Here is a 24,975-nt window from a genome sequence, read left to right on the forward strand (position 1 = left end):
TAATCAATTTGCACGCTTTTCGAAACGGACTGCGCACCTCATTTTTCCTATTGTCAGAAAGGGGAGTTTAAACCGTGAAAAGAGTCAATCCAAAATCGATCAAGATTTCGGACGAAATAGAAAAACGGCCCAAAAGGGGGGATATTGTATATTTTTTTAGTAGTACACCCCTTCCGAGAGCCAGGAGAAATCCGGCAAGAAAGGGGTGTAAAGTCGGCATCGCCCACGAACTGGAGGATTCCTTAGAACGGATAGCCGATTGCCAGATGGACACCCATGCCGTCCTTGAAGTTTGTGATGTTGTAGTAACCTTTTTTGCCGGTATCATACGGAACGTGCAAGCCGATACCCCAATCCAGGCGGATAACGAGGAAAGTCAGGTCGTAGCGCAGTCCGATACCTGTTCCCAAAGCCAGGTCCTTCAGGAAGCGGCCCCATTTCAACTGTCCGCCGGGGCGGCTCTCGTCGTAGCGGAGCAGCCATACGTTACCGGCATCCAGGAAGGTAGCTCCGTGCAGGTCGCCCAAGATCGGGAAACGGTATTCCAGGTTGGCTTCGAACTTGATGTCCCCCGTCTGATCCAGGTAGCCGTATTTCGAGTCCGTCGGATGGTAACTGCCCGGCCCGATGCTACGGATCGTGAAAGCGCGGATACTGTTGGCACCGCCGATATAGAACTGTTCGCTATAAGGAGTCGTGATTGCGTTTCCGTAGCTATAGGCGACTCCTCCCATCAAGCGGCCGACGAGGTGTTGCCTATGCCCCAAGTCGTAGTTGTAGCGTATCTCGCTGGTGACCTTGACAAACTGGGCGAACTTGTTTCCTAACAAATGCTTTTCCCGCTCGTTGAAATTCTTTCCGGCGATGGCATAGGCGGCATCGATGATAAGGCCGGCCTGCGTGACGGACGATTGCCACCAGAGATGGTTCCGCTTAGTCGTGATGGATGCATCGTCATAGGTATAAGTATATCCCATAGAGGGAATAAACTGGTCTTCAAGACTTCGTCCCAAGGCGGGATTATCCTTGGTAATGTCATTAAACTCGGCTGTTCTTCGTTGCAGCAGCGAGTAAGTCAGCTTGAACGGCGTCACCGAGTGGTGGCTGGTAGCCGAGGGCTGGAAGTCATACGAGGCGCTTCCGCCGAATGCTAACATCTTGAAGAACTTGGCACGGTTCAGCTGGTCCGCATAAATACGGAAAGAGGTGCTGGACGGATATTTCATGTCATCCTTGAACAGGCTGGGGAAGAGTACCTGCGGGAAAGTCAGTGTCCCGCTGACGCCGAACTCCCAGCTGTTGATGGTCGAACTGTTGCCCGCCACCCGTTTACCGGTCTGCCACTCGTAAGAACCGCGCATACTGACGCCGAATGTCTCCCCTCCTCCGAACACGTTTCGTTTCGTGACGCTGAAGACTGCACCGGGACCTGTCTGATCGTTACTTTTGGTCGTTACATTCAGCTCCAGTTCACCGTCCAGCGGCAGATCGTAGACTGTGTTAATTTGCAGGTTCAGCGTGTCGCAACGGCGGGATGTGTCGCGCGGCGTATATTGCATTTCCGAATAGCGGAAGATACCCAGGCGGGAGAAGTTTGTCTGTGTCTTTTCCTGCTGTTGCTGCGAATAGATGTCGCCGGGACGGAACTTCAGCCGGTTGTATAAAACGGCAGGGCGGACGCGCAGTTTCCCTTCGTAAAAGATGGTCATATCCTTATATTTGACAGAGTCCGTCGGCGGTTCGTTGTTATATCCGCTCAGGTTGACCGATATATCGCCGATCTTCCAGGGGCGCAGCACGTTACGGGGCAGTCCCGGCCGGGTGGAGATGCGGAGCGCTACCTTTCCGGGATTCATGATCGTGTCCGCCTGGTAGTTGATGAACTCAGGACGGAAATAATAGTATCCGTTGTTGCGAAGCAAGGAAGAGATACGTTGCCGCTCGGCTTCGAGTTGCGTGACGTTGAAGTTGTCGCCGTCGTGCAGGAGCCGTTCGCCGATGTTCCGCTGTATCAGCGTGTCGATCCGGTGGCGCAGGCGAACGTAGGCGATACTGTCGTATGTATAGGCATTGTTCATCGTCACCATGTAGTTGATCTTTGCCTTTTTAGGGTTCTTAGGGTCCGGCTCCACTTCATAAGCGGTCGCCCCGTTGAAGTAGCCGTATTCGCGTAGCAGGTTATAGGCCACCTTTGTCCTAACTTCCGGATTCACGGTATTGATGAAAACGGGTTTGGCGGCGAGTTTGTTGAATATCCACTTGCCAATCTTCCCTTTCTTGTTGACAAATGCGTTATACACCCACAGCCCGAACGGGAAAGGGACACGGATAGACGAACTTCCCAGCAGCGCATTGTTGGGCGGATAAGCCAAGGCAGCCTCCACTTCCGTCAGCGCCTCTTCCCCTTCCTTACTCTTGTCTTCGTCCGTCACCTCGATCTTCTTAATCCCCGTGTACAACACTTCCCCTTCCGGCAAATTCTTGGTGGTGGAACAGGATGCCAGTAAAAGCATCAAAAGCCCCATAAAAGTAATCGCTCTCAAAGCCCTGTAAGGGCGGCAGATCTCAGCCCAGGGTGTAAACCCTGGGTAAAAAGTAGTCCTCCCCTTATCCAGAGCCCTGTAAGGGCGAAACATCGTATCAATCCATGAAATATCTTTCCTCATAATTATCTATATTATAGGCTTTGCAAAAAGCTTGTATCTCTTCCGCAAACGTAACCTTTCGATGATGTTCTTCCTGATTTAATATATATTCCTCGACTGCATCCTTTCTTGAAGAACTGACTGAAAACGCAGCATATCCACCTTGCCAACAGAACTTGCTGCAACCTTGCTCTTGCATCCAACTGCTTGAATTACTTTTAACTGTCCGGATAATATCTGCCAGACTGCATGATTTGGACTGAATGAACAAGATATGCACATGGTCATGGATTCCGCCTATGCAGACCGGGGCGTTATCTGTCTGATTTAGAATTCCACCTATGTATCGATGTAATCCGTTTCTCCATTCACGAGTGATGAAAGGAAACCGATCTTTGGTCGAGAATACCAAGTGAATATATATTTTAGTGAGCGATTGTGACATATCGATTTATAGTTGATGCTGGTATCGCCCTTACAGGGCTTAAATAATAAAAATGTTTTCTTATGTACCCAGGGTTTACACCCTGGGCTGAGATCTGCCGCCCTTACAGGGCTATCAAACCTGTATTTTCCAAGCAAAAGGGAAATACCGTTCCATTATAATAGGGTTATTAACTCGTATTTTCCAAGCCCTGTAAGGGCGGCAGATCTCAGCCCAAGGCGTAAGCCTTGGGTAAAAAGGGCCTCCCCTATAAAATAGAGCCCTGCAAGGGCGATACCAATTATTAATCCATACAATATCTTTTCTCATGAATGCATTATCGTTTTGTGTCGCCCTTACAGGGCTTAAATTAATTATATCTTTACTATACCCGGGGTTTACACCCCGGGCTATGATCTGCCGCCCTTACAGGGCTCAATGTTTCTCTTCCGCTACCGGTTTGGGCTTGTTCTTTTTGAAGATGAAGAGTTCACGGAGGTGAAGCATCTTTTTACGGAGGACGATACCGGCGCCTGTTTCCGTGATCTCACCTTCCAACAGGCTCTCGTAGTTCTTGTCGTGGAAGAGCTTGATGTAACGCGTTCCACTGCCGTCGAGGCGGTATTCGATCGAGACATTGTCGATGAACTGCTGCGACTGCCCGGCGTTGACATCCTGACCGGTGGAAACGCGTCCGCCCAGTATAATGCTGATCCTGTCGTTATAGAACCGTTTCGCGAAACGGAAGGAGAAGTCCGTACGTTCACCGCCTGCTCCAGTGCCGTTCTGGTCGTACTGCTCCATGCCTAATGTGATGTCGACCGATTTGAGGGCACTGCCGGCAATGTTGTTGATTTCGCTCTGCAGGAAACTGTTGAGCGCAGCTCCCATGTCAAGACTCGGCTTCTTGCCTCCGCCGCCGACATCACTCATATTGAGGTACATGCCTGTGACAAGCATCGTAACAGCGATCTGCGACCGTTGCCCTTCGTCCATCTTATCCAACTCCTGCTGCATGGACTGGTCTTCCGGGGCGGAGAGGATAAATTGCAGTTGCAGATTCTCTAATGTCTGCTTGATTGCCACGCCGACATTAAAGGTGACAAGGCGCGAGCTGCCATCGTCCTGTGTGACCGAAGCCCTCATCCGTTCGGTAGCCGTCAGGTTCAGCATCGGGTCCATCGGGTTGCCGCTCCATTGGACATAGCTGCCGTCCTGTATCGTAAACTCTTTCAACGGAATGATCGGCATGGCATATTTCACCATACCACCCGAAAGCGTATAGCGTCCGTTCAGGATCATTTCGCCCTGTGTCGTATATTGGAACGATAGGTCGCCGCCGCCTTCAAGCTCTACGCGGCTCGACTGGTCCGGTGTAATGTCTGCATTCAAGCGTACGGCCTGGTCGATACGAATCGTCATCAACATATCCAGGCTACCGATGGGAAGAGGCGCTTCCGTCCGGTGGCGGCGCATCATCAACGTATCGGAGAAGTCAGTGAAGGTGACAAGGTCTGCCAACCGGTCCTGCGCCGTAAGCGGAGAGTCCTGCATCACATAGGTAACGTTCGTCCCTCCCAACAGTTGCAAATCACCCCGCATAACCAAAGCGTCGAGCGGCCCTTTGACCGTCGAGTTGAGGTTGACGAGCAGTTTGCCGTAGACCATGCTTTCTTTGTTGCGTTTCACATTCAACAATTGCATATCGTGGGCCGACAGTTTCAGATTCGCCATCATCCGCGCGGGATTGTGGATATCGATCGTCCCGTCGATAACGAACGGGTTCGTTCCCGAAGCATAGATATTATACTGGTTGAAACTGATCAGGTTATCCTTTATCTTGATCTCCTGCTTGTCGAAACGGAAAGATGAACCGACAGCCGTGACAAAGACGGAAGAGCTGTCCATCCGTATATACCCATTGACTTCAGGGGCGGAGGTGCTTCCGGTTATGGCCAGTTCCCCCTGCAAGTCTCCTGTCAGTTTCGCCATATTCTCCGGAATGAACGGATTCACCATATCCAACGGCAATGCCGTGATGTCCATATTCCCGTCTAAATAATCCGTCTTTCCCATCCTGTAATAAGCGTTGATAGCCGCTATTTCCTCGCGATCGCGGAAAAGATGTATATCGACCTGATGCTCCTTGTCGCTCAACGGCAGGTAAACGGTGTTAAACATCAGTTCGCCGACCCGTCCGTCTTCATAGAACAGGCTGTCGATGTGAGCGTCCGCCACTACCATAAAGCTGCTGTCCGACGGTGCATATTGCAAGTCGGCACTTAGCATTCCCCGCATGGAGGGCAGGTCCGGGAAACCTTTGGTAATGGCATCCAGATCGATCTGGCTCAGTTCGGCATGTATCTCTTGCATCCCGTCTCCTCCGGCAAGCGAATGAATCCAGAGGGAAGCATTATTCTCTCCTGTCAGCCGGACGTTGGCCGCAATATCCTTGATGTTCCTGTACAGAACGTAGTTGTCCGCATTCAGTTTGAACGGGCGGAATGCCAGGATCGGGTCTTCGGGGAAGAGATGCAAGCGAAAGCCTTCGCGCTCCTTGTCAATGCGTGCCCCCAAGAGGATGCCGGTCTTGCCCTGCCCGTCCGTATAGCGCAGTTCGGCGTCAGCGAACGTGTTCCGTATCTGTCCCTTCAGACCTGCGGTAAACGGTTGTTGTTTCCTGTACTTCGTCTTGATGACACGGGTGTCATAGAGCAAGCCCAATGAATCCTGATGCACGATCAAGCAAATCGTGTCGATGCGCGTCGTATCCTGCATCAAGTTGGCGAGGTCGGCATCGAGGAAGAAGCCCTGTTCAGGCGAAGTACTGGCCTCGATGTTCAGGTCGTCGAAACTGATGGTATATTGTTGCAGGATATTGTAGATCGGATTGTCCTTGCCTGCCGTTATCTTCAGGTTCATATCCGGAAGGAGCGGCTGGAAAGCCGGGATGTCGATCATCGAATCGCGCTCCAGTTGCCGGGTCAACCCTTCGTTTATCTTAGTGAATTTATCCGCCATCGTCTCGATATCCGCATTACCGGTCAACATGATCCCAAGGTCGCCCGCATGGAAAGAGACGCGCGTCGTATCTTTGTCACTACGGGCATGCAATGTCAGTGTCTTCGGATGGAATTTACCGGTCGGGCTGACCAGTTCCCAGTTGCCGAGAGTTACATCCAGCAGGTTGTTCTTGCCCATATCCGTTTCCGCTTCGGCAAAAAGCTGGAAGGAGGTGGCAAGCGAATCGTTCATCAGGTGCATGCCGTACAAGTCGAAGTTTTGTACATCGGCGATCAGCATGGCTTCCACCTTCTTCTTATGAAGCGTGGCGTTCAGCGACATATCCATCTTGGCCAACGGATAATGGCTGAGCAGATCGAACTTCAGGAGGTTCTTTTCCAACGAACCGTCCAGCTTGACATCCGAAACGGCATACGTTCCGTATTCGATATTGCTGATCTTCCCGTCCACCTTCGCCCAGGTCGACGCGAGGAACGGATCATATCCTTTTCCCTCTGCCCGGATAGTGGCGGCCAGATAATAAAGAGAGTCCTTAGGCAGGAAATTGGTCGGCTTCAAGCTGTCGACCTGAAGGTCTGCTTCATACGATTCGCGCACCGGATTATAGCGTGCCGCCAGTTTCACTTTTCCCTGATCCTGTGTCAATAAGAGATCGGCCTTGTACTCCTGGTTCTGCAAGGCTGCCTCACCTGTCAGTTTCATGGCGGGAAGGTTATAACGCGAGCGTTCGGAGGCAGGCAGCATAGTGAGGATAAAATCGAGATTGCCGGTTTCCGCATTCAACTGTAGTTTCCCGTTCCGGCGGATACTGTCCGTGACGGCCTTCACCTCGCCTGTGGCATTCAGATCGAACACACCCGGCAGTTTTCCTTTCAGCTGGCGCAGGCGGAGAGCAGCGAGGTTTCCTTCCACACCGGCGGTCAAGCTGATGCTTTCTTTCGGATAGGCTTGCTTGAAATCATCCGGCAGCGGACCGGCAAAAATAAACACATCCTCCTTCCCGACAGAAGCCGTCAGCAAGGTATGCAGGCTGCCGCCCGGATTTTCATCAAATGTGCTCCACGGGATAGTTGCCAACAGGCGGACATCCGAATAAGGAGTCTTCAGAAGAAGTCCCGGCACCTGTATCGTCGTGCTGTCGCTGTGGATATTACCGGTCAGCGAACTGAGCACCAGGCCGGAACGGTCGTTAGCCGAAAACTCTTTGATCTGTGCGCTGATATCTCTTCCTCCATACAGGAGAGAGTCAATTTTTATATTCACATCGCTAAGTGCTATGTGCGACGGATCGAAACCCGGCGTCGGCTCGCCGTAGCTGCCGTCATACCCCAGGGAAGAACCGGACAGAAGGAAGCGGGCGGCACTGTAGCGCGCCAAACCCAGGTCTACTAATCCTTCGGTCAGCCCCGCCTTATCGATATAGGTGGAAAGGCGCAACGAATCTTCCGGCATCTGCATGGCGAAAGCTACACGATCGAGATTGATTTCGTCCAACAGCAGTTTCCAGTTGACAGCGGTCGAAGCGGTATCTTCTTTCGTTGTCGTATCGTTCATCATCAAAGTGATGGCCGTGTCCGAAAGGTCTATTTTATTCAGTCTCGCCGTTTCTTTGCCGAGGTCGATGCGGTCGGCTTTTGCGTAGAGTTTGCCTAATACACCTTTGATCTCCATTCCTTCGATCAGTTTGCCGCTGTTTACTTTCACGCCCCGCAGATCGATGGCATCCACCAACACTTCTTTCTTAAACAGGGGCATCGGGCGGATATTGACCTGAAAGCTTTCCAACAATAATAACGTATCGGGCGGAGCCACTACCTGCACATCCCGTACAGTCAGGTTCAACGGGAAGGAAAGGCGTATCTGTCCGATACCTATATCCATACCGGTAGCTTCGCCGGCATATTTGGTAGCTAACCGCACAGCGAAATTCTGAAAAGGAGGTATATATAAAAGAACGGAAATCAGTATGACCAATACAACTGGTATTAAACATACGATTCCTATCCGTTTCATCCAGCGTCTCATGTATCTTTCTTGTGTGTTTTCGTTATACTCATAACGGTTAAAAGGGATGTTTTGTTTGACATTCCGTTAACAAAAATAGGAGAAAAATAAAGGAAAACCAATAAACGTCTTACATTTGTCCCGGAATAAAACATAAAGTCATGTTGAATCTGGAAAATCTTTGTACGGAAGTACAGCAAATAGCCCGCACTGCCGGCGCTTTCCTGCGGGACGAGCGGCGTAAATTCAACCGCGGGCGGGTGGAAGAAAAGAGTGCGCATAACTACGTCTCGTATGTGGATAAAGAATCGGAACGCCGGCTGATCGAACAGCTCTCCGCCCTGCTGCCCGGCTCCGGTTTTATTGCAGAAGAAGGCACGGGCAGCCTCGCCGGCGAAGAATACTGCTGGTTGGTCGACCCGCTGGACGGGACTTCCAATTATATTCATAATACAGCTCCCTATTGCGTCAGCATCGCTTTACGCAATAGGGAGGAACTATTACTGGGTGTCGTCTATGAAGTCTGCCGCGACGAATGTTTCTACGCCTGGAAAGGAAGCAAAGCTTATCTCAATGGCGAAGAAATCCATGTGAGCGACATCGCCGTGCTCGACAAAGCGTTCATCGCCCTCGGCTTTCCCTACGATTCGGACCGTTACCGCCCGGTCGCCCTTAAACTGGTAGACAGGCTATACGGCTTTGCCGGCGGGACCCGCTTGATGGGAGCTGCCGCCGCAGAACTCTGCTATGTCGCCTGCGGCCGTTTTGAAGCACGCATCGAAGCCTACCTCGGCCCTTGGGATGTCGCTGCGGGCGGCCTGATCCTGATGCAAGCCGGCGGTAAACTGACCGACTTCTCCGGCGGTGACACCTGGCCTTCCGCCGAACAAGTCGTGGCAAGCAACGGGGCGATACATGAGACGATCCTCGAATTATTGTAACCGGATCAATCGTTTTCAATCACACGGATCATGTCGAAGTAGAATTCGCCGGCCACTTCCGCACCTTTCTCTACGGTTCCGGTCTTGGTGTCGTAGACGTAGATGATGGCATTGGCGTCAGCTTCCGTATTTACACCAAAATATGCCTTCTCGTTGAAGAGAACAGAACGCTGTGAGAAACGGCCGCCGCTGTATGCCAGTTCTTTACCGTTATAACTTAAGCGTGTCCTTTCGCCTGTGGCAAGGTCGATGATGCTGTAATAATGGCTGTAGCTGTCGATCGCCGTGCCGGATGCGTCATTGCGTGCATAAGCAAGAGCCTTACCGTTGCCCAGGTACTGAAGGGTGAGCAGTTTGCCGTCTGCATTCGGGTATCCTTCGTAAGTGGGGTCGAAATCAGTCTCGCCGTTATTGATACGCAAGAGGTGTCCTTCTTCGATATCATTTTTATCGCTGAACGCGGCAAGGTAGAGGTTGCCGTTTTCGTCATACATAACGCAGTTTTGCATCAGCTCTCCGTAGGCACTTCCGGCCATTTCCTGTACAAGCGAGTTACGTTTATTGCTTTCTACAGCCAACGTAGAGGGATCGAGAACGGCTGTGTAGAAAGCGGTTGTCGTCTTACCGCTCTTGCCCGAAAGGCCGTTTTTACCAAAATAGAAGTAGTAGAGCTTTCCTGCCTTTTCATTATAAGTCAAGATGCCCGATGTGGTGAACTTCTTTGTCACTTCACCTTCTACTTCGGATTCCGGCAGCAGGATATCTAATGTACCTTCTTCGATAATCGACATATTACCGGCGTTCAGCTTTGTCCAGAGGACTTTGCTTGCATCGCCATTGGCAGCCATGATAACGAGTGTATTGTCGTCGATCCAGGCGTGAGTATAAGAACGTACCTTATAGGTATTTGTCTTGAACGGGACTTTGGCTGTCTCCACGACCTTATTTTCCTTAATCTGATACTTCACGAAAGCATCGTTGCTTGAAGGAATCTGGTAATAATATTTACCCCTTGAGATGCTCTCCATAGAATAGTCTCCCAGTTCGGTCCCTTCCCCTTTGACGGTGATGGTTCCCATATCGGCTGTCAGTTTGCTGATGCTGTTGACAATCGTGGTGTTCTTGCTGCTCATGCCGCCATGTTTCCCGACTGTGAGAAAGAGGTCGAAATGGTATTTGCTTTCGTCGAAGGCAGGTGCGTCGCTTGTCACCGTAACATCACAGGTGGCAGTGAAACTTCCGTCATCCGTCTTTACAGTGATCGTTGCCGTTCCTTCGGCAACAGCTGTGACAACGCCTTTGTCTACTGTTGCGACGCTTTCAGCCGAACTGCTCCATGTAACGGTTGTATTACTTGCATCTCCCGGAACGATGGTTGCCGTCAGTGTCCCGGTCGTTCCTGTTTTCAGTGCTAACGTAGTAGGGCTTACGGTTATACCGGTTACCGGAACGTCTTTTACTTCGTCGTCATCATCTGAACAAGCCGTGAAACCAAAAGTGACCAAGGCTGTCATGAAGGCCAGTAATGCGAATTTGAACTTCTTCATTTTTCTTGTTTTTAAATATGGATAATTAATGAATGAATACTCTGAATTTGGCAAAGAAAGCGCGTCCCGGCTTTTGCAGCTTATAGTTGTCGTAGGCCGTTTCGTCGAGAAAATTATCACACTCCAATGCTATGTTGTAGCGGTCGTGCATCCATGAATACGTGACATTGGCATTGCAGATGTGTTGCGAAGGGATGCGCGCCTTGGTATCGCGGTTTCCATAGGCTTCCCAGGTCAGGAAATACCAATGTACCCACTGAAGCGTACAACCAAAACGCAGCTTGCTGTCCTTTTGCAGGAGATTGCGGAAAGTATAGCTCGCCTCCGCACTGCCGAAAAGCCAGGGACGGTTGGGGACATGGTTCTTATAGGTGGCGGAGGGTTTTCCGTCTTCTTTAAACTCTTGCTGGTCGCGTGCATCCTGATAGCTGACGTTGGCCATGAGTTGCAGCCGCCCGTCCCAGTCATAGCGCACTTCGCCTTCCACGCCCTTGATATGGACGGCGGGATCGTTGACATACTGCATCATGCCTTCTTTTTCGATGACGGAAGTTTGTATGTAGTTGTCTACATAGCGTAGGAAACCGTTTGCTTCGTAATAGACGGTATGTCTGCCGGCCGGACGCCAGGTACCGAAGACGGAGAGGTTGACGTTGTTGCTCTTCTCCGGTTCGAGCGCTACGTTGGCATAGACGGTGGTTCCGTTGCCTAACAGTTCGCGGGCGATGGGCAGGCGCACGCTATGCTCGTATGAAACCTTTACGGCCAACGGTTCGAAGAACATATAACGCAGTCCGGTTCCGTATCCGAAATAGTTCTTGGTGGTGGAACCTTGCACCTTGTTCGAGCCTGTCACGGTGGACTGGTCGGTCTGCCGGATATTGGGATGGTTCACGTAGTCTTTGGCGAAGAATACGTTCTGCATCCTCCCGTCGAAAAACGACTGGCTGTAGGTCAGGCCGATGATGTGTTTGGTCACAGCGTCGTTCGACGGGACGAAACTCTGGTCCAGGTCGTCATAGCGGTCATTCCCGGTGCGGCTCAGATGGTAGTTCAGGTTGAAACTGTGATGTCCGTCCAGACGGTAATCCAAATTGGCACGCGCGATGGTCAGCGGACGTTTGTAATGACGCATGGAGGGTTCGCCGCCACGGATCTCGTTGCGTTGGCTCACAATGTAGCCTCCGTCCCAATAATATTTGCGATAGGCCGTATCGACGGTGATGGAATGGTCCCATGTGTGCGACAAGGTTGCCTTCAGTGTCATACCTTCCGTGAGAAAGTTATATTTGCCGTAGCGCGCCGACACGTTCCAGGCATCCGAATTACGCTCTGCCATACCGTAGACTTTGGTCTGTACGGACCCGGTCTGCAACTCTTTATCAGTTTTGGAGTAGGAGGCGGAAACAAAGAACTCGTCTGCCCACGACTTATTGACAATTCCAGCTTCTATCTGCGTCAATAACGAGAAATAGCCGTCATGGAAACGTTTAGGGTTGCCGGTGATGAACCGGTCGCCTGTTTCATCACGCATCTCCACGTCCTTCATCCGGTAGTCGTTCTTCGAATAGTTAACGCCGACGGTAGGGCGCACGATCAATCCCGTATGCCGCTCTACAAACTGCGCGTTCAGATCGGCGCGGTGCGTATGGAAAGAACCGATGCTGTAAGAAGCATCCAAAAAGTTCGTCTTTTCCGCCTTGGTGATGATATTGACAGCGCCGCCCAATGCATCCGTTCCCAACGAGGCCGGCACCACCCCTTTATAAATTTCCACCCGGTCGACCAGGTTGACAGGCAGGTTGGCAAGCGTCACGTCATTCCCTTTGCTGTCCAACGGGACGCCGTCGATGAAGTAGCGGACGGAATTGCCGGACAATCCGTTGATGGAAAGGTCGAAGTCCGAACCTACACCACCCTCTTCGCGCACTTTGATACCTGCAGCCCGGTTCACCAGGTTGTTGAGGTTGTTCAGCGAGTTGACGATCGGTTTAATGTCGAGTGCGTTCACTGCGAAAGCGCCTTCTTTCAGTTGTTGTGTCTTTGTCTTCCCGTACACTTCGACGGTGTTGAGGTTGACAGCGCTTTCTTTTAATGTGAAGTTGAGCGTCCGGTTGGCCTGTACATTAAGAGTTGTCCGGATTGTTTCGTAGCCGACAGACGAGATAACGAGTGTCTGCTTGCCGCGTGTGACTTTCAGCGAGTAACGGCCTTTATCGTCGGAATAAGTACCGTTTGTCGTATTTTCGACTGCGATTGTGACCAGTGGCAGTGATGTCCCTTGTGTGTCTGTCACTTTTCCCGACAAAGTGATTTCGTTTTGTGCCGAAACGAATGGCGGGAGACAGAGAAACAGGAATAAAATGTGTACAAAGACTTTCATGTAGCCCCTTGTTATAGTGATTCATGACTTGCCCAGGGGAGAATGCACACAAAGAGAACGATTTCTTTACGCAGGATAAAGACTGATCAGGCTCGATGTTTTGCTGCTTTATTCCCCGAAAGCATTAAAACTATATCTGTATTGGCAGGTCTTCTGACTTGTTCCGTCTTTGAATGCCTTCCCAGCGATTTCTCGCCAGTGGCTATAGCGTATTCAAAGATTTGGAAGGAACTTACAGCAGCGGGTCTGTTCAGGATTTGCACCTGATTCCCTTTTCATCACGCTCCCGTAGCGGTTGGGAGCTGTGAAACCAAAACTGCGGCAAAGGTACGAAAAAAGTCTGTTCTTACAAGAAGGCGGGATTAAAACGGATGTATGTTGTAAGAATGAAGTGTAATATACCTACAAATAGGGATTGTATATCATCGCTTAATATACGAACTTTGCAACCTGAATAGTTGTTATATCGTATAGTTGGCGATACATGGATAAATTAAGGACATATTTGAGGATTGCGCTTCCGGTACTTTTCATTTCGTACTTGGGGTGTCTGATCGCTTTTACCCACGTCCATATTGTGAACGGGGTAACGATTGTCCATTCCCATCCCTATCAGAAAAATGACGACGGAACTCCCAAGGAAGAACATAATTATGCCGAGTTCCAGTTATTGCACCAGCTTTCGACTATTCAGATCAGCGGGGCAGCCTTTACCCACGTGCTGATTGCGGCACTTCTGACCGCCTATTGTATTCTTACCAACCGTCCGGTCTATCCGGCTCACCTCCGCCCTGTCTTAGGGAGTGTTTCGTTGAGGGCGCCGCCTTTTGTCTTTTAAATTATAATTTGTCTGTTACTTTTGGCTTGATCCAAAAGTAACCAAAAGATCAAGGCTTAACCGTTCCCGCACTCGATGCGGAATCGCAAAGAAACAGACAGTATCACAATCCTCAACAGAGCCATTAGGCTCTACTTCCGGCCTAAGCTGGTGAGCGTAAAGCGCAGAGACCGCAGTGAGCGTCCAGAGCGTCTGCTGTCTGAGCGAAGCGAGTTTCAGACGCGACAGCGAACGGAGGGAACGGAGTAGCGAAGCAGGTTCGGCCTTGATCTTTTGGTTACTTTTGGATCAAGCCAAAAGTAACAATAACTATTACTACAAATCATTTTAAAAGACAACTCAATGAATAAGATTATTATACTTTTCTTATGCCTTTGCTGTGCCGTTTCGGCAGTGATGGCAAACAACAGCTATGCGATTGATAAAGAAGTGATGAACCCGACAGATGCCAATATATTCGGCCATGTCGTAGATAAGTCGACCGGCGAGCACATGCCGGGAATCACGATTGTATTGAAAGGAACGACCATCGGTACGGCAACCGATGACTCCGGACATTACATGCTGAAGAACCTGCCGGAAGGCGAATTTACGGTCGAGGTGTCCTTTATCGGCTTCAAGACGGTAACGAAGAAAGTGAAGACACAAAAAGGCAAAACACAGGAATTGAACTTCGAACTCGAAGAAGACTTGATCTCGCTGGAAGGCGTGGTCGTTTCGGCAAACAGGAACGAGACGAAACGCCGTCTGGCTCCCACCTTGGTGAAGGTGCTCAGTCCGACTATGTTCGAAAAGACAAACTCCACGACCCTGGCGCAAGGATTGGTCTTCCAACCGGGCGTACGTGTTGAAAACGATTGCCAGAACTGCGGTTACTCGCAGGTTCGTATCAACGGTATGGAAGGGAAGTACACGCAGATCCTGATCGACTCCCGTCCGATCTTTTCCGCTTTGGCCGGCGTGTACGGGCTGGAACAGATTCCGGCGAATATGATCGAGCGCGTCGAAGTGATACGTGGAGGCGGTTCCGCCCTGTTCGGCTCGTCTGCCATTGCCGGTACGATCAATATTATCACGAAGGAACCGATCCGCAACTCCGGAACTTTCGGACATACGATCTCCAATATGGACGGTTCCGGGGCTTATGACAATAACACGACGCTCAACCTGTCGTGGGTCTCTTCCGACAACAAGATGGGTGCTTACATATACGGGCAAAACCGCTATCGTTCGGCTTGGGATTCGAATGGGGACGGCTTCTCCGAACTGCCTAAGTTGAAGAACCAGACAATCGGGTTCAACGGTTTCTATAAAACCAGCGCCTATTCCAAGCTCAATCTGGAATATCATCACATGGAAGAATTCCGCCGGGGCGGCAGCGGTATGGATTTGCCGCCGCACATCGCTGAAGATGCCGGCCTGAACGGGACAGGTGAAGCCGGCCTTGTCGAACAACTGCAACATTCCATCAATACGGGAAGCTTGAAGTATAACATCTTCACTCCGAACCAGAAACACAACATCAGCCTGTACGCTTCCGGGCAACACATCCACCGCGACAGCTATTACAGTGCCTATGGCCGGACAACGGATTTCACCGGAGTGTTGGGAGCTCAATATATCTATAGCTTCGATAAATGCCTGTTCATGCCGGCCGATCTGACCGGGGGTATCGAGTTCAGCCATGACGATCTGGACGACCGTGCGACCGATATGCAGAAATACCGTGATGCCGCTCTGGCTGAAGACCCGACGGCAACGGGACAGCACCTACAGGAACTGATCGATAAATACACGCCGGCGCCCTTGCACCAGATCATCAATATCTGGAGTGCGTATGCACAGAACGAATGGAAGAACGAAAAGTGGAGTTTCCTGATCGGAGGACGTATCGATAAGAACAGCATCATGGATAAAGCCATCTTCAGCCCGCGCGCCAATGTGCGTTATAATCCGACACACGACATAAACCTGCGGTTGAGCTATGCCGAAGGATTCCGCGCCCCGCAGGCTTTCGATGAAGACCTGCATATCAGCAACGTCGGGGGCGACCGCGTTTCCATTGTCCGCTCCCCGGACCTGAAGGAAGAGCGTTCGCGGAGTGTGAACGGCTCGGTGGATTGGTATCACTTCTTCGGGGACTTCCAGTTGAACCTTTTATTTGAGGGCTTTTACACCAAACTGAATGATCCTTTTGTCCTTTCCGCCCCGGTGGAGGCAGACAACGGATCACTGGTGCAGACCCGTACTAACGGTTCGGGCGCCAAAGTCTATGGAGGGACTCTGGAAGGTAAGATCGCTTACCGGAACAAGGCGCAGCTACAAGCCGGTATCACGGTTCAACACAGCCTGTACGACAACCCGGAAGAGTGGAGCGCCGACAAAGCGCATCTGACGGATGCCGAACGCAACAGTGACAAGATCCTGCGTACCCCCAATTTGTATGGTTATTTTACAGCTTCCTATACACCGGTAAAACCCTTTACGATTGCCCTGAACGGGAATTACACCGGACGGATGTATGTGCCCCATCTGCTGTCACAGGTAGACGGGAGGGCAGATGTTTTGGTAAAGAGTCCGGATTTCTTTGAATTGGGAGCCAAACTGAGTTACGACTTCAAACTGACCGCTAACATGACCTTACAGTTAAATGCCGGCGTACAGAATATGTTCAATTCCTATCAAAGCGATTTCGACAGGGGAGCGACACGTGATTCCGGCTATATTTACGGCCCGGGAAGTCCGCGTACTTACTATGCCGGTGCCCGGTTCAGTTTTTGACAGATACGAAACAAACAGACCTCGTAGGGGCGGTTCGCGAACCGCCCTCCGTGTCAACAAGTGCAGTACTTCATGAAGCTATAGTGCCGTAAAGGAATGAATAACCCGGCAGATAGAATGAACGATGCGGGATGTGTGCCCCCTCCGTCCCTACCCGCTATTCATGTCACAGCCGTGAAACAAAAGAAATCCAATAGTAACATAGAAGGAAGACAGTTGTGACATGAAAGGAATACAGCCGTAACATGCAATAGAGGACCGATGTTTATCCGTTATTGATTCACTATTTGCCTGATTTGAAACAATAAATAATGATTTATCGGTGCGTAGCTACGTTTGTATTACCGGACGCAGATTTCGCAGACGACGCAGAGGAACGCAGATCGTTTATTGTTTAAAAAAAATAAGTCTGCGTTCCTCTGCGTAATCTGCGCCCGTCTGCGTCCGGTAAATACGAGCAAGCACCCCGTTAAATCATCATTTACAAGTTCACAATTTCTTATAAATGTATGGCCTCTTCCAAAGCGATGCCTACCCTTTTTTAGAAATATCCTACAGCCTGGAGGTTATGTAATCGATGATATCCAGACAGAGTGCCGTCGTCTGGTCATTCACATCGAGTTCGGGATTCAGTTCTACCAGGTCCATCGACTTGATCAGGTTGGTGGAAAGCATATGTTCGACGAAGTCTTTGAACTCGTCCGGCATCAGCCCCTCGCAGACACGTGTACCCGTGCCGGGAGCAAAGCGGGGATCGATACTGTCCACGTCGATACTGAAATGGACATTGCGTATCTTCCGTTCCTTCAGCTTCCGCTTGATATCTTCGGCTACAAAACCGATGCCTTTCAGGTGGATCGTGTCCATCGTATAGACACTCAGTTGCTCACGTTCGATCAACTCCTGTTCGCCTTCATCCAGGCTGCGGGTACCGACCAGAAAGACGTTCTGCGGATTCACCTTATTGCCGGGAGCATAGACATTCACCAGTTCTTCGCTTCCCATCCCCATCAATGCGCTGAGCGGCATTCCGTGGATATTGCCGCTCGGAGACGTCTCGCTCGTATTGATATCGCCGTGTGCATCCAGCCAGATAATACCGAAATCGTCGAAACACTTCCCCACTCCGGAAGCGCTGCCTAATCCCAACGAATGGTCGCCGCCGATCACCAGCGGGAAAGCGCCGCCACGCAAGGTGTCATAGACCAGCTCCGCCAGATTATTGTTGACCTCGACAATCGCATCCAGATATTTCATACTCTGCCCACGGGCAAACTTATCCGCTTCCGAAACGGACGGGACATACAGGTTACCCAGATCGAAAGCCCGGTGGCCGTTCTTCCGGATCAAAGCCATCAGCCCCCGTTCGCGCAAGTGGTTCGGGGCACGCTCCACTCCCTCGCGGTCGCACCCTAAATTCAGGGGAACTCCTATCACATTTATCTTCATAGGCAATCAGAATTGTGCAAATGTATCTTTTATAATGCCGACAGCCTCCATCATCTGCTCGCGCGTAATCACCAACGGCGGCGTGAAACGGATGATATGGTCGTGCGTCGGCTTGGCAATCAACCCGTTTTCTTTCAAGGCAAGACAGATATCCCAGGCGACCTTGCCTCCGCGCGGTTCGGTCACGACGGCATTCAGCAGTCCCTTACCCCTCACCTGTTTGATCATCGGGTTGTCGATCCTTTCCATCTCGCTACGGAAAAGGGCACCCATCTCGAATGCGTTTTCCGAAAGATGCTCGTCGCGCACCACTTCGAGGGCCGCTATCGCCACACGCGCAGCCAAAGGATTGCCGCCATAGGTGGAACCATGTTCACCCGGAGCGATTGTCAACATGATCTCATCGTTGGCAAAGACTGCCGACACGGGCGTAACGCCACCCGACAGGGCTTTACCGAGAATCAGTATATCGGGATGAACAGCCTCATAATCACAGGCGAGCAACTTACCTGTCCGTCCGATACCGGTCTGGATCTCATCGGCGATAAAGAGTACATGATGTTGCCGGCACAGCTCATAGCAAGCACGCAGATATCCGTCGTCGGGAACAACCACACCGGCCTCCCCCTGTATCGGTTCCAGCAGGAAGCCGACCACGTCGGGATCTTTCAAAGCCTCTTCCAACTCCGCCACATTATTATATTGTACTTTGATAAAACCGGGCGTATAGGGTCCGAAGTCTGCGTACGAACTGGGGTCCGTACTCATGGATATGATCGTGATGGTACGTCCGTGGAAGTTCTCGCTGCAAACGATGATCTTAGCCCGTTCAGGAGCAATCCCTTTTACCCGATATCCCCAGCGACGTGCTAACTTCAGAGCGGTTTCGACCGCTTCGGCTCCGGTATTCATGGGCAGCAGCTTGTCATACCCGAAGAACTTACAGGCGAACTCCATATACTCGCCCAGCACATCGGCGTGGAAAGCACGCGACACTAACGTCAGTTGTTGCGCCTGATCGATCAGCGCCTTAATGATCTTCGGATGGCAATGCCCCTGGCTCAGGGCGGAATAACCGGACAGGAAGTCAAAATAACGTTTTCCTTCCACGTCCCAAACATAAACGCCTTCTCCCTTTTGGAGAACGACAGGCAGGGGATGATAGTTGTGTGCACCATACTTCCCCTCGCGGGTGATGTAATCTTCCGGTCTCATCTTCATTCAGATTTAAAATTAGCAGACTGTAAGCGTTTCCTACGTCCATGAGCCAAAGGTAAGAAATTGCGCTAACACATTGTCACCAAAACGCATATGTTAAGAAACATAAGTCAGTTCATACTTTTGACACATTCCCATACAGAAGAAGGGACGACTGTTATGTCATCCCTTCTCAAAAAATGTGGCGTGATAATATATGAATCTTGAGAATTAAAAGGTTTGATAAAATTATTACTTTATTACTCTATTGTTATTTATTAGTCTTTAATGCTACCGGTTTGAATAATAAGGCAAACAGGATCAATAATATGAATGAGAATATTGTCGAAATAGCGAAGACAACGGGCCAGTCGCACTTATCCCCGTCGCGGAAAAGACCGATCAGCCAACCGTTCCAGAGCGTCCCGATCAGGAAGCCGATGCCCCATACCAGGAAGAAAAGCAACCCTTGCGCCTGCGCCTTCATCTCTTTGGGCGCCACATTATCCGTATAGACCTGGCCACCCACGAAGAAGAGACCGAAAATCAATCCGTGCACAATAATTCCAATATAATAGAACCACTGCTGTCCGGTTTCCGCACCGAGATAGAACGATGCGTAGCGGACCACCAAGGCGATCATACCGAAGATCAGGGTATTCTTGATCCCGGACTTGATCAATATCCAAGTGGTAATGACGAGGAAAAACATCTCGGCCAACTGCCCGAGGTTCAGCGTCACGGTTATATTCTGTACCTGTTCGTCGGCCAGGATCATCGAACCATATACATGGTACAGATTGAACGGAATGATAGCCAGGAACGTCAGGATCATAAAGGCTCGGTAATTCTTATCTTTCATCAGCGAGAAGGCGCTGAATCCGGTGATATCCATAACCGAGATACCGGCACTCTTATCGACCGAAGGAGGCGTATGCGGAAGTCTCAGGTTCAGAAGGGCAGCGATGAAACAGACGGCGGCACCGCAATACATCGGCAAGTTCGTATCGTCGAAAGCCGGAAGATGCATCACATGGAGCGCGATCACACTGAAGATACCCGAAGCGACCCACCCCACCGAACCGAACATACGGATACGCGGGAACTGCTCCGAAGGCGTATGGCTCATGGCAATCGTACTGGTCAGGCTCTGTGTCGGCATGTGGCAAAGCATCGCCAACACCACGAATGTCATCAACGGGGCAAACGAATCCTGCTGTGCGGCAAAAAGCAAAAAGACACCGGTTAGTATATTCAGTACGGCCAATATCTTCTCCGCCGCAAAATAACGGTCGGCAATCGCACCGATAAAGGAAGAAGCCATCGCACCGATCGCCATCGCACTCAACACTAACGACACCTGGTAAACCTCCAGCTTTAGCGTATGGGAAAGATAAGCGGCCAGCGGAACCCACCATACGGCACTCAGCATATACTGCATAAACATCATCGTGCAGAGCTGAACTTTTGTTCCGAATCCTTGTTTTGAAGTAAGAGTGTTCATATGATTATTAGAATAAAAGGTTTCTACGACCTGTGTTTTTACATGATACAAATGTAGAGATTCCCTCAGGCCGGTTTGTCCGACCTTGTTGCAATCTTTCCCGTATTTATCTCATTCTCTGCGAATCTCACCCCTATTGAGATGATTTATGAAATCCGTGATACAATAAATGAAAACCCATACTGCATTTTTCCGTATCTTTCGCCCATAATAGCAAAATCGCATATGAAGTACCTGAAGTTAATCTTATCAATCCTATTTATATTTTGTCTCACCCGGACATACGCCGACGACAGCAACTACCTTTTCCGCCATTACCAGGTCGAAAACGGGCTTAGCGACAATATGGCGACCTGCTGCGTGCAGGACGGAAAAGGATATGTCTGGATCGGGACGCGGGACGGTCTGAACCGCTTCGACGGCTACACCTTCAAAGTCTTCCGTAACGACCCCGACGAAACCGAGACGTTGGGAAGCAACTGGATCACCTGCCTGGGATGCGACCACGACGGCAACCTGTGGGTCGGGACGCTTTCGGGCCTTTACCAATATAATGACGAGAAGGAATCATTCCGGCATATCTCCTTTACCGCAGACAAGGGCATCGACATTTTCCAGTTCGACAAGGAGAACAAGCTTTGGATACTGATGGATGGAAACCTGATCCAGTATAACACGGAAGACAACCAGTTCCGTATCTTCTCCTCCGAGAATAACCAGAATTACACCTCGTTCTGCATCACCCGCGAAAACAATATCTGGATCGGAAGCTCGGACGGCCATATCATGCTGCTAAATCCGGAAGACGAGACGACGGAGTCTTATAATGTATTCACCCATTCTTCCCCGAACACACCCCGGAAGCTGTCCATGCTCTACCCCTCGCCAACAAGCGACCGTATCTACATTGCTTTCGAGCACGACGACGTCAAGATATTCGATCCTGCGACATGCGACTATCAGGACCTCAATATCCAAAAGATCAACCAGCTTACGATCCTGATCAACAGCTTTCTGGAAAAAGACGCCAATGAACTGTGGGTCGGAACGGATTCCGGACTGTTCATTTATAAGATCGACACCGGAGAATGTACCCGCATACGGCAGGACCCGTTGGACCCATACGCCCTGTCGAGCCATTTCATCTCGGCCTTCTGCCGGGACAGGGAAAACGGCATCTGGATTTGTTTCCACCAAAACGGCCTCAACTATTATTCTCCCTTCCGCCCATTCCACGTACACTATCCCTGGGACGGGCAGCACTCGATGAAGGGGGAAGTGATCCGGGATATCTGTACCGACGTATATGGGAATATATGGGTCGGGACGGAAGATGCCGGCATCAACTGTCTGGAAAAGAAAACCGGGACCTTCACCAACTACCAGCCGGTACCGGGAGGCAACGGACTGTCGCACACCAATATCCGGGGATTGGCCGCATCGGGCGACCGGCTCTGGATCGGACATGTCATCCACGGCATCGACCTGATGGATATCAAGACGCGGAAAGTGATCAAACACTACAACCTGTTGAAAGATTCGGTAACAGTGAAAAACAGTGCCATACGCTGCATCAAAGTCTCGCAGGAAGGACAAATATATGTCGGCACCGATGACGGCGTGTATAAATACGACTTCCTGAACGACCGTTTCCTCTACGCCCCGCAGTTTCCGCCTTTCGCGGTGAATTGTATCTACGAAGACCGCCTGGGCAGAATCTGGACCGGTATGTTCAACCGCAGTTTCTACTATAACCCGATCAGTAATTCCGGCATGTACCTGCCATATGACAAGCTGAACACACAACGGCACAACTTCGTGAACGACGCCTGCGAAGACAAAGATGGCAACATGTGGTTTGCAACCGTGGAAGGCGTAATCAAATATGATTTCCAGACAGGCGAATCCCTGCACTACACCGTAAAGAACGGCATGCCCAGCAACGTCGCCTTCCGTATCCTGCGTGACGAGAACGAGCATATGTGGATCAGTACGGCAAACGGCCTGGTCAGCCTCGAACCCGGAACGGGGAAAATCACGACCTACACCGAGTCGCATGGGTTGATCACCCGCCAGTTCAACGACAACTCGGCTTTCAAAGATAATGAAGGGACTTTCTACTTCGGCTCCGTAAAAGGTTTCATCCACTTCAATCCGTCCGAAGTCATTCCGACCGCCGAAATGATGAATGTGCACTTGGGTAGCCTGGAAATCCAGAATGAAGAAAGCGAGAAACGGATTATCAACTGTTCCGCCGAATCGGAGCCAAAGAAAATCACGCTGACACACAAACAGTCCACTTTCAGCATCAACTTCTCCGCCCTCAATTTCATCGCGCCCAAATCCATCCAATATTCATACCGGATGGGTAATACGGAATGGATTCCCATAGGCGAACGTAACACGGTCTATTTCACGGAGCTACATCCGGGCGATTATACCTTCGAGGTACGCGCCGCCAACCTGTCGAATACGTGGAGCGACACGCCGACACGGCTAAATATAACCGTTTTGCCGCCCTGGTGGGCTTCGAACACGGCCTATGCTTCCTACATCGGTGTCATACTCGCCATTATAGCCGGATCGTTCTGGTCCTGGCGGCTGAAGACCAAACGGGCGATGGCCTACAATATGCAGTTGTTCGAAGACCAAAAAGAAAAGGAGCTGTATCAGGCAAAGATAGACTTCTTTATCAATATCGCCCACGAGATCCGCACACCGCTCACCCTGATCAAGAATCCGCTCGAACGGCTCCTGAAGTCCGATAAGATCGGTGAAAAGGAAAGCAAATCACTGACACTGATGGACAAAAACGTATCGCGCCTTCTGTCGCTGGTCAACCAACTGTTGGACTTCCGCAAAACGGAGATAGAAGGATATCGCCTCAGTTTCGTCCGGACAGAGATCGTCACGCTCCTGACCGAGACTGCCAAACGCTTCCAGGAATCGGCTACGGCAAACGGCCTGTTGCTGAACCTCGACCTGTCGCTATCCGAACTTTATGTATTTGTAGATAAGGAAGCGATTACCAAGATATTCAGCAACCTGTTCTCCAACGCGATCAAATATGCGGCAGGCAGTATCATCGTGCGCCTGCAGCTCGCACCCGACTACGAGACATTCACGATCGACTTTATCAACGACGGCAAGCCGATCCCCGCTGAAATAGGGGAAAAGATATTCGAACCTTTCTACCGGATAACAGGAGATGCCGGCAGCAAGCCCGGTACAGGACTCGGACTGCCCTTAGCGCGTTCGCTGGCGGAGATGCATAACGGCACCCTTCAACTGGCGAAGTTTGCCGATGGCCCGTCCATGACCATGTTCCGCCTGACCTTGCCGGTCAAGCTCCCGGAATCCATCAAACAGACGGAAGAAGAGGTTACGGCACAGGCCACGCCGCAACGGACGGACTTCATCCACGATGAATCGCGCCCGACAATCCTGATCGTTGAAGACAATAAGGAAATGGCAACTTTCATTGCCGACGAAGTCAACCAGTTGTATAACGTAGCGCTGGCCGGGAACGGAGCGGAAGCGATCGGACTGTTGAAGAAACATAGCATCCAACTTATTATCAGCGATGTGATGATGCCTGTAATGGACGGTTTCTCCCTGTTGAAGGAAGTAAAGACAGATATAGAATTCAGCCATATCCCGGTCATCCTGCTGACGGCCAAGAACACGATGCAGTCGCGCCTCGAAGGATTGGAGTTAGGGGCGGACGCTTATCTGGACAAACCTTTCTCGACCAGCCTGCTGATGGCACAGATATCCAACCTGATCTCGAACCGCGACAACATACGCAAGTTCTATTTCAACTCCCCTATTGCCAATATGAAATCGATGGCATACACAAAGGCGGATGAGAACTTCCTCGAAAAGCTGAACGAGATTATCAACGAACATATCGGCAACCCCAACCTGGACGTTAACATGATTGCCGACCTGATGCACCTCAGCCGCCCGACCCTGTACCGGAAAATCCGCGCCATCTCCGACCTGACACCCAATGAACTGATCAAGATCAGCCGTCTGAAAAAAGCGGCCGAACTCCTGATACAAGGAAACATGAAGATATACGAGATATCGGAAGCAACCGGTTTCAGTTCCCAGTCCTATTTCTGGTCCGCCTTCATCAAACAGTTCGGCATGAGCCCGTCGAATTATGCGAAAGAGAATAAGTAATAACAAAAAAGGCACGGATTATATCGATCCGTGCCTTTTTTGTTATTACT

Annotated in this window: 12 protein-coding genes and 1 riboswitch; of the genes, 4 read left to right on the plus strand and 8 right to left on the minus strand. The window is 50.7% G+C overall.

The features are described from left to right. Positions 1-242: 242 nt before the first annotated feature. The 3 genes from DWW90_RS09140 to DWW90_RS09150 all read right to left on the minus strand — a co-directional run bounded on the left by DWW90_RS09140 (position 243) and on the right by DWW90_RS09150 (position 8,118). Complete coding sequence (locus DWW90_RS09140; protein ID WP_122344766.1) at positions 243-2,525, minus strand: BamA/TamA family outer membrane protein; 2,283 nt, start codon at positions 2,523-2,525, stop codon at positions 243-245. A gap of 115 nt (positions 2,526-2,640) precedes the next feature. After that, the gene (gene tnpA, locus DWW90_RS21020) at positions 2,641-3,090 is read right to left on the minus strand and encodes an IS200/IS605 family transposase (RefSeq protein ID WP_115499686.1); all 450 of its coding nucleotides are present in this window, start codon (positions 3,088-3,090) and stop codon (positions 2,641-2,643) included. Between the two features lie 414 nt (positions 3,091-3,504). Then, positions 3,505-8,118 carry a translocation/assembly module TamB domain-containing protein gene (locus DWW90_RS09150; RefSeq protein WP_122344767.1) on the minus strand — a complete coding sequence of 1,538 codons (4,614 nt, stop codon included), beginning with the start codon at positions 8,116-8,118 and terminating at the stop codon, positions 3,505-3,507. 140 nt (positions 8,119-8,258) lie between these two features. Here DWW90_RS09150 and DWW90_RS09155 point away from each other — a divergent pair, with 140 nt between their 5' ends. Then, on the plus strand, positions 8,259-9,038 hold the full coding sequence (locus tag DWW90_RS09155; RefSeq protein ID WP_122344768.1) for an inositol monophosphatase family protein: 780 nt from the start codon (positions 8,259-8,261) through the stop codon (positions 9,036-9,038). A gap of 5 nt (positions 9,039-9,043) precedes the next feature. On the opposite strand, the gene DWW90_RS09160 is transcribed toward DWW90_RS09155, so the two are convergent. Beyond that, on the minus strand, positions 9,044-10,585 hold the full coding sequence (locus DWW90_RS09160) for an Ig-like domain-containing protein (protein ID WP_122344769.1): 1,542 nt from the start codon (positions 10,583-10,585) through the stop codon (positions 9,044-9,046). A 25-nt stretch (positions 10,586-10,610) separates the two neighbouring features. Then, a complete protein-coding gene (locus tag DWW90_RS09165; protein WP_122344770.1) occupies positions 10,611-12,968 on the minus strand; it encodes a TonB-dependent receptor in 2,358 nt (785 codons plus the stop codon). 125 nt (positions 12,969-13,093) lie between these two features. Next, positions 13,094-13,298, minus strand: a riboswitch (cobalamin riboswitch). Between the two features lie 154 nt (positions 13,299-13,452). Between DWW90_RS09165 and DWW90_RS09170 the strand changes: the two genes are divergently transcribed. Together DWW90_RS09170 and DWW90_RS09180 are read left to right on the plus strand one after the other, a co-directional pair. Further along, positions 13,453-13,806, plus strand: coding sequence for a hypothetical protein (locus DWW90_RS09170; protein ID WP_122344771.1), 354 nt, complete (start codon positions 13,453-13,455; stop codon positions 13,804-13,806). Between the two features lie 342 nt (positions 13,807-14,148). Continuing rightward, positions 14,149-16,587 (plus strand): TonB-dependent receptor, encoded by a 2,439-nt coding sequence (locus DWW90_RS09180; protein ID WP_122344772.1) that lies wholly within the window; start codon positions 14,149-14,151, stop codon positions 16,585-16,587. A 552-nt stretch (positions 16,588-17,139) separates the two neighbouring features. Here DWW90_RS09180 and rocF read toward each other — a convergent pair. The 3 genes from rocF to DWW90_RS09195 form a co-directional block, all read right to left on the minus strand. After that, positions 17,140-18,036: an arginase gene (rocF, locus tag DWW90_RS09185; protein ID WP_115500553.1), complete on the minus strand. Its 897-nt coding sequence runs from the start codon at positions 18,034-18,036 to the stop codon at positions 17,140-17,142. Between the two features lie 6 nt (positions 18,037-18,042). Then, a complete protein-coding gene (rocD, locus tag DWW90_RS09190; RefSeq protein ID WP_122344824.1) occupies positions 18,043-19,251 on the minus strand; it encodes an ornithine--oxo-acid transaminase in 1,209 nt (402 codons plus the stop codon). Positions 19,252-19,504: 253 nt separating this feature from the next. Next, positions 19,505-20,737 carry an MFS transporter gene (locus DWW90_RS09195; protein WP_122332010.1) on the minus strand — a complete coding sequence of 411 codons (1,233 nt, stop codon included), beginning with the start codon at positions 20,735-20,737 and terminating at the stop codon, positions 19,505-19,507. Positions 20,738-20,962: 225 nt separating this feature from the next. Between DWW90_RS09195 and DWW90_RS09200 the strand changes: the two genes are divergently transcribed. Next, the gene (locus tag DWW90_RS09200) at positions 20,963-24,925 is read left to right on the plus strand and encodes a hybrid sensor histidine kinase/response regulator transcription factor (RefSeq protein WP_122344825.1); all 3,963 of its coding nucleotides are present in this window, start codon (positions 20,963-20,965) and stop codon (positions 24,923-24,925) included. Positions 24,926-24,975: the final 50 nt, after the last annotated feature.

This window comes from Parabacteroides sp. AF17-28 (assembly GCF_003479205.1).
Taxonomy (GTDB): domain Bacteria; phylum Bacteroidota; class Bacteroidia; order Bacteroidales; family Tannerellaceae; genus Parabacteroides; species Parabacteroides acidifaciens.

What these genes read in the sequence shown, in the direction of transcription:
- DWW90_RS09140 (WP_122344766.1), bottom strand. Translation starts at nt 2,525, where the DNA reads ATGGGGCTTTTGATGCTTTTACTGGCATCCTGTTCCACCACCAAGAAT.
- tnpA (WP_115499686.1), bottom strand. Translation starts at nt 3,090, where the DNA reads ATGTCACAATCGCTCACTAAAATATATATTCACTTGGTATTCTCGACC.
- DWW90_RS09150 (WP_122344767.1), bottom strand. Translation starts at nt 8,118, where the DNA reads ATGAGACGCTGGATGAAACGGATAGGAATCGTATGTTTAATACCAGTT.
- DWW90_RS09155 (WP_122344768.1), top strand. Translation starts at nt 8,259, where the DNA reads ATGTTGAATCTGGAAAATCTTTGTACGGAAGTACAGCAAATAGCCCGC.
- DWW90_RS09160 (WP_122344769.1), bottom strand. Translation starts at nt 10,585, where the DNA reads ATGAAGAAGTTCAAATTCGCATTACTGGCCTTCATGACAGCCTTGGTC.
- DWW90_RS09165 (WP_122344770.1), bottom strand. Translation starts at nt 12,968, where the DNA reads ATGAAAGTCTTTGTACACATTTTATTCCTGTTTCTCTGTCTCCCGCCA.
- DWW90_RS09170 (WP_122344771.1), top strand. Translation starts at nt 13,453, where the DNA reads ATGGATAAATTAAGGACATATTTGAGGATTGCGCTTCCGGTACTTTTC.
- DWW90_RS09180 (WP_122344772.1), top strand. Translation starts at nt 14,149, where the DNA reads ATGAATAAGATTATTATACTTTTCTTATGCCTTTGCTGTGCCGTTTCG.
- rocF (WP_115500553.1), bottom strand. Translation starts at nt 18,036, where the DNA reads ATGAAGATAAATGTGATAGGAGTTCCCCTGAATTTAGGGTGCGACCGC.
- rocD (WP_122344824.1), bottom strand. Translation starts at nt 19,251, where the DNA reads ATGAGACCGGAAGATTACATCACCCGCGAGGGGAAGTATGGTGCACAC.
- DWW90_RS09195 (WP_122332010.1), bottom strand. Translation starts at nt 20,737, where the DNA reads ATGAACACTCTTACTTCAAAACAAGGATTCGGAACAAAAGTTCAGCTC.
- DWW90_RS09200 (WP_122344825.1), top strand. Translation starts at nt 20,963, where the DNA reads ATGAAGTACCTGAAGTTAATCTTATCAATCCTATTTATATTTTGTCTC.